The organism is Pseudomonadota bacterium (genome assembly GCA_034660915.1).
Lineage (GTDB): Bacteria > Desulfobacterota > Anaeroferrophillalia > Anaeroferrophillales > Anaeroferrophillaceae > DQWO01.
The window spans coordinates 1-5,255 of record JAYEKE010000035.1 but is presented as its reverse complement, the minus strand read 5'-3'; the positions used below and the strand labels follow the sequence as shown (position 1 = coordinate 5,255).

Annotated in this window: 5 protein-coding genes; all 5 read left to right on the top strand. The window is 50.4% G+C overall.

Features of this window, described 5'->3' with window-relative positions; genetic code table 11:
- Nucleotides 1-188: hypothetical protein (locus U9P07_01990; GenBank protein MEA2108176.1), on the top strand; the 188-nt coding region annotated here is incomplete at its 5' end.
- Nucleotides 189-837: 649 nt separating this feature from the next.
- Complete coding sequence (gene gmd, locus U9P07_01985; protein ID MEA2108175.1) at nt 838-1,923, top strand: GDP-mannose 4,6-dehydratase; 1,086 nt, start codon at nt 838-840, stop codon at nt 1,921-1,923.
- 6 nt (nt 1,924-1,929) lie between these two features.
- Nucleotides 1,930-3,012, top strand: a complete 1,083-nt coding sequence (locus tag U9P07_01980) for a GDP-L-fucose synthase (protein ID MEA2108174.1) — start codon at nt 1,930-1,932, stop codon at nt 3,010-3,012.
- 524 nt (nt 3,013-3,536) lie between these two features.
- Nucleotides 3,537-4,826 carry a group II intron reverse transcriptase/maturase gene (gene ltrA / locus U9P07_01975; protein ID MEA2108173.1) on the top strand — a complete coding sequence of 430 codons (1,290 nt, stop codon included), beginning with the start codon at nt 3,537-3,539 and terminating at the stop codon, nt 4,824-4,826.
- Nucleotides 4,827-4,992: 166 nt separating this feature from the next.
- Nucleotides 4,993-5,142: a hypothetical protein gene (locus U9P07_01970; protein MEA2108172.1), complete on the top strand. Its 150-nt coding sequence runs from the start codon at nt 4,993-4,995 to the stop codon at nt 5,140-5,142.
- Nucleotides 5,143-5,255: the final 113 nt, after the last annotated feature.

Below are 5,255 nucleotides of genomic sequence, written 5' to 3'. Positions count from 1 at the left end.
TCACCGCGCCCGCGCCCTGCGGCACGCTGCACCGTTCCCGCCGGGGTATTTACCGGCTGCACCGCTCGTTCCGCCGCCCGGTCGGCAGTCTCGGCCCGGAACTGGAAAAGATTCATCCCTCGGTTTACGAGCGGGTGGAGCGCTGCGGACTGGGGTATGAGGTGCGGGGGAGGATGTATGAGAGGTAAAAAAGTTATTTTTCAAGACCTGACCCCTTTGCTGACCCTTGTTAATGATTTTTGCTTGATAAACCCGTAAAGCTCAGGCCCCGGCGCCGGGGAAACGCCGCCCCGAAAACCTCAATAAATCTGTCACCTTTTACAAAAGCGCGCTTCCAGTTATTGATCATGGCGGGGAACACTCCGAAACGTTTGGCCGGTTCGGCAACCGTTTCTTCATTCTTGATTGCTGTCAGAATCACCTTGGGCCTTGAATTCAGGACTATACTGCTTTCTCTTGCTGTTCATGATTTACTCCTTGCATTGCGGGTGATTCAGAGCTTAACCCATTGTCCAACTTTTGGGGACCACCGTAGTTTTGAATATGTGCCTCCCCGTCTGTGTCTGTCAGTGTGTGTCAGTGGCCAATTGAAACAAAAACCTTCTCTTTATAGTTTATTTTCTGAATCTCAAAAGCATTTTATCAATACGCTTGAACCAAATACCATTCTTTTATCAAGATTTCCTGTTTATTGTCGATAACCAATGATAGAAAATACCTTGTTTTTCATGCTTTGGTCCGATTGTCTTTTCAGCCCGGGAGTGCTATGATTTTCTTATTCCTTCATCATTCACTTTCCCTTCTACGGGCCTTCAACATTTTTGCGGGTGATACCAGATGAAAAAAGCTTTGATTACCGGGGTTACCGGCCAGGATGGCGCCTACCTGGCTGAATTTCTTCTGGACAAAGGATACGAAGTCCACGGCATCAAACGCCGGGCCTCATCATTCAATACCGCCCGGGTGGATCACCTCTACCAGGATCTCCACGAAGATCATGTCCGTTTCTTCATGCACTACGGTGACCTCACTGATGCCACCAACCTGATCCGCATCATTCAGGATGTCCAGCCGGATGAAATCTACAACCTGGCCGCCCAGAGCCACGTCCAGGTTTCCTTTGAAACCCCGGAATATACCGCCAACAGTGACGCCCTTGGCACCCTGCGCCTCCTGGAGGCCATCCGCATCCTCGGCCTGGAGCAAAAAACCCGCTTTTACCAGGCCTCCACCAGCGAAATGTTCGGCAAGGTTCAGGAAATTCCCCAGAAGGAAACCACCCCTTTCTATCCCCGCAGCCCTTACGGAGCTGCCAAGGTCTATGCCTACTGGATCACGGTCAACTATCGGGAAGCTTATAAAATCTTTGCCTGCAACGGCATCCTCTTCAACCATGAATCACCCACCAGGGGCGAAACCTTTGTCACCCGTAAGATCACCCGGGCCGTGGCCCGCATCAATCTCGGTCTGCAGGATAAACTATTTCTCGGCAACCTGGATGCCAAGCGGGACTGGGGCCACGCTAAAGATTTTGTCCGGGCCATGTGGCTGATGCTACAACAGGATGAACCGGATGATTTTGTGGTTGCCACCGGTGAATCACATTCCGTGCGTGAGTTTGTGGAAAAGGCTTTCCGTGAGGCGGATATTGAAATCATCTGGGAAGGTTCGGGTCTGGCGGAAAAAGGTAAAAATAAGGCTACCAACAAAATCCTGGTGGAAATAGACCCCCGTTATTTCCGTCCCACCGAAGTTGAATTTCTTCTGGGCGATCCCACAAAAGCCAAAACTAAACTCGGCTGGCAGCCGGAGATTTCATTTGCCGAACTGGTCAAGGTTATGGTGACAGAAGATCTCCTGGAAGCGCAGAAAGACCAGCTGTGTAAAAACGAAGGATTTAAAACCTATAACAATTTAGAGTAAGCAATTATGGAAAAAAATGCTAAAATCTATGTTGCCGGCCATCGTGGTCTGGTGGGTTCGGCCATCGTGCGCCGACTGCAAAAAGACGGCTACGAAAACATCATCGTCCGGACCAGCGCCGAGCTGGATCTCACCAATCAGCAGGCAACCGCCGCTTTTTTTGCCGCGGAAAAACCGGACTACGTTTTCCTGGCCGCGGCCAAAGTCGGCGGCATCCACGCCAATAACACAAAACCTGCAGATTTTATCTACGATAATCTCGCAATTCAAAATAATGTCCTTCACGCCGCCGCAGAGCACCAGGTCGAAAAACTTCTCTTTCTCGGGAGTTCCTGTATCTACCCCCGCTTAGCCCCACAACCGATGCGTGAAGAGTATCTTCTCTCCGGCCCCTTAGAGCCAACCAACTCAGCCTACGCCGTGGCCAAGATCGCCGGTATCGAGATGTGTTACGCCTTTAACCGCCAGTATAAAACCAATTTCATCCCGGTAATGCCAACCAACCTCTATGGCCCTTTGGATAACTACGATCTCTTAAGCTCTCACGTAATGCCGGCCATGATCCGTAAATTTCACCTCGCCAAACTCGCCGCCGCCGGGGATAATCAAACACTAGCCGCCGATACCGAAAAATATGGCAAAATCCCCAACGACTTTTACGAAAACCTGATGCGGATTGCCGCCCTTAATAATCACACCTTAAACGGTGCTGGAATAGCCGACAAGCCACTACCAACCCCAAATATAGCCTCAGATACAGTCAATCTCTGGGGCACCGGCACCCCAAAAAGAGAATTTCTCTATGTCGATGACTTGGCCGATGCCCTGATCTTTATAATGTTCAACTCACAATCAACCGAACTCCTGAACATCGGCACCGGCATCGATCAAACCATCAGCGAACTTGCCGAAACCGTCCGCCGCGTCGTCGGTTATCCCGGCACCATCAATTTCGATCCGACCAAACCCGACGGCATGCCGCGAAAACTTCTAGATGTCTCAAAACTTACAGCCCTGGGCTGGAAACCAAAATTCACCCTCGAAGAGGGCATAAAACAAGCCTATAAAAGTTATAGAAAGATGCTTTAGTCTGTGTATGTCTGGTGCGCCAGGCTAAGCCTGGCCAATCTTGTGCCTTGTAAAGTAGGCACTATGTTAATTGCTTGTTCAACATATAGCAGAGCGGGCGGAGCCCGGAGTAATCTTGGTTTCCGAAGCCCCGCCGAGCGAACCCGCGAGCCGTAATGTAAATGAACTCGATTCGGCCTCGTTACACATTTGGAGAGTGGCCAGCCTGCCGGATGAAGGTGAAGCCCGTTGTCAATGGTGAAGCAACAAGTAAATGCAGCCATTGGGCCTCTCGGGGTGATTGGAGACAGCGCGTGGGGAAAGATTGGTCGAGGAACCTGGGAGACCCGGCTTGGCGGCTCTTGAGAGCCAACACGGAATGGGAATACATAACCATTCTGTGGTCATGTCGGGAGTCGGAGGGGCCCATAGTAGCTGAGAAATCTTGGAAACAAGATGGAGCCAAGGGGCCCTACTGAAGGAATGTTTTTGTAAGAGAAGAGGAATACCGATTGGCAAAGCCTACTACGGAAATAGCGACAATTATGTCGCCAGCCCTTTCTTCTTTGAGACAGAAACTGGGCCAAAAGGCCAAGCAGGAACCGAAGTTTCGCTTCTATTCTTTGTACGACAAGATTAGTCGCAAAGATACACTGGAGGCGGCTTGGGGCCGGGCGCGCAGGAATAATGGTGCCCCGGGAATGGATGGTGTATCCTTTGAGATGGTAGAGGCGGCAGAGGGCGGGGTTCAAGGTTTCTTGCAGGAAATTAAGCAGTCCTTGGATTCTCGAACTTATAAACCGACACCAGTACGTCGTAAACTGATACCGAAAGCTAATGGCAAGATGCGCCCACTGGGTATTCCCACAATCAGGGATCGAGTGGTGCAAATGGCGGCTCTGTTGATTCTGGAGCCAATCTTTGAAGAAGATTTTGAAGATTGTTCCTATGGGTTTAGGCCCGGCCGCTCTGCTCATCAGGCTCTGTCTGAGATTAGGGGCCATCTGCAAGCTGGTTTCTGTGCGGTGTATGACGCTGATCTTAAGGGGTATTTCGACTCGATTCCGCATGACAAGCTGATGGCTTGTGTGCGAATGCGAGTCAGTGACAGGCATGTTCTGAAATTGATTCGTATGTGGCTTGAAGTTCCAGTTGTCGATCCCGATAAAGGGAAAAGTGGAGGCGTAAGTAAGCGCCCTACGCAAGGTACGCCGCAAGGTGGAGTTATCTCTCCCTTGTTGGCAAACATCTACCTGCATTGGTTTGATAAGGTGTTCCACCGCCCCCAGGGACCGGGCCAGTGGGCTAATGCCAAGCTGGTTCGTTACGCCGATGACTATGTTGTCATGGCGCGTTATATTGACGAACGGATTACAGGCTGGATTGAGGCGAAAATCGAAGGTTGGCTGGGTTTGGAGATCAACCGGGAAAAGACTCGATCTGTAAATCTTAAGGAAGAGGGCGCAAGCCTTGATTTTCTGGGTTATACATTTCGTTATGATCGTGATCTTTATGGTGGCGATAACCGGTATCTGAACATGTTTCCCTCTAAGAAGGCACTGTCCCGAGAGAGGGAAAAGCTGCGCGAGATGACGAGTCCGAAAATGTGTTTTAAGCCAATTCCGAAGCTTGTTGGAGAAATCAACAAGCACTTGACTGGCTGGAGCAACTATTTCGGACAGGGATACCCCCGCAAGGCATTCCGTGATACGAATCAATATGTCCGGGAGCGTTTGTATAGACATCTCAGAAGACGCAGTCAGCGGCCTTGGCATCCTCCCAAGGGAGTAACCAGCTATAGTTATTTCAAACGATTGGGTTTGATTTATCTGTAGCATAACTTTGGTAAATGTGCATGCCTGAGGCAAGAGCCTTCAGGAAAGCCGGATGCGGGAAATCCGCATGTCCGGTTTGAGGAGGGGGAGGGGACTTCCCTCCCTACTCTACTGTGTGTCCGTGGCCATAAAAAAAATTAACCGCCAAACCCCAGAAGGAAAACCCATGACCACTCCCACAGTTGCCACCAGCCCCACCGGCGAAGAATTCTCTTTCCCCACCGAAGCCGACTACCAGGCCGAAAACAACAGCCTTTCCGCCTTTGTCTGTGTCTGTCGGTGTGTGTCTGTGGCCAATCCCAGTTGTTTCGTATAAGGTATGGCTTGGAGCTAAAAAATATGTTATGCTATCTTGACAATTGTTGTCTCAATAGGTCTTTTGATGTGCGGGAGAGCTGAAATGCAAAGTATCCACAAAGTTGTCAAAGT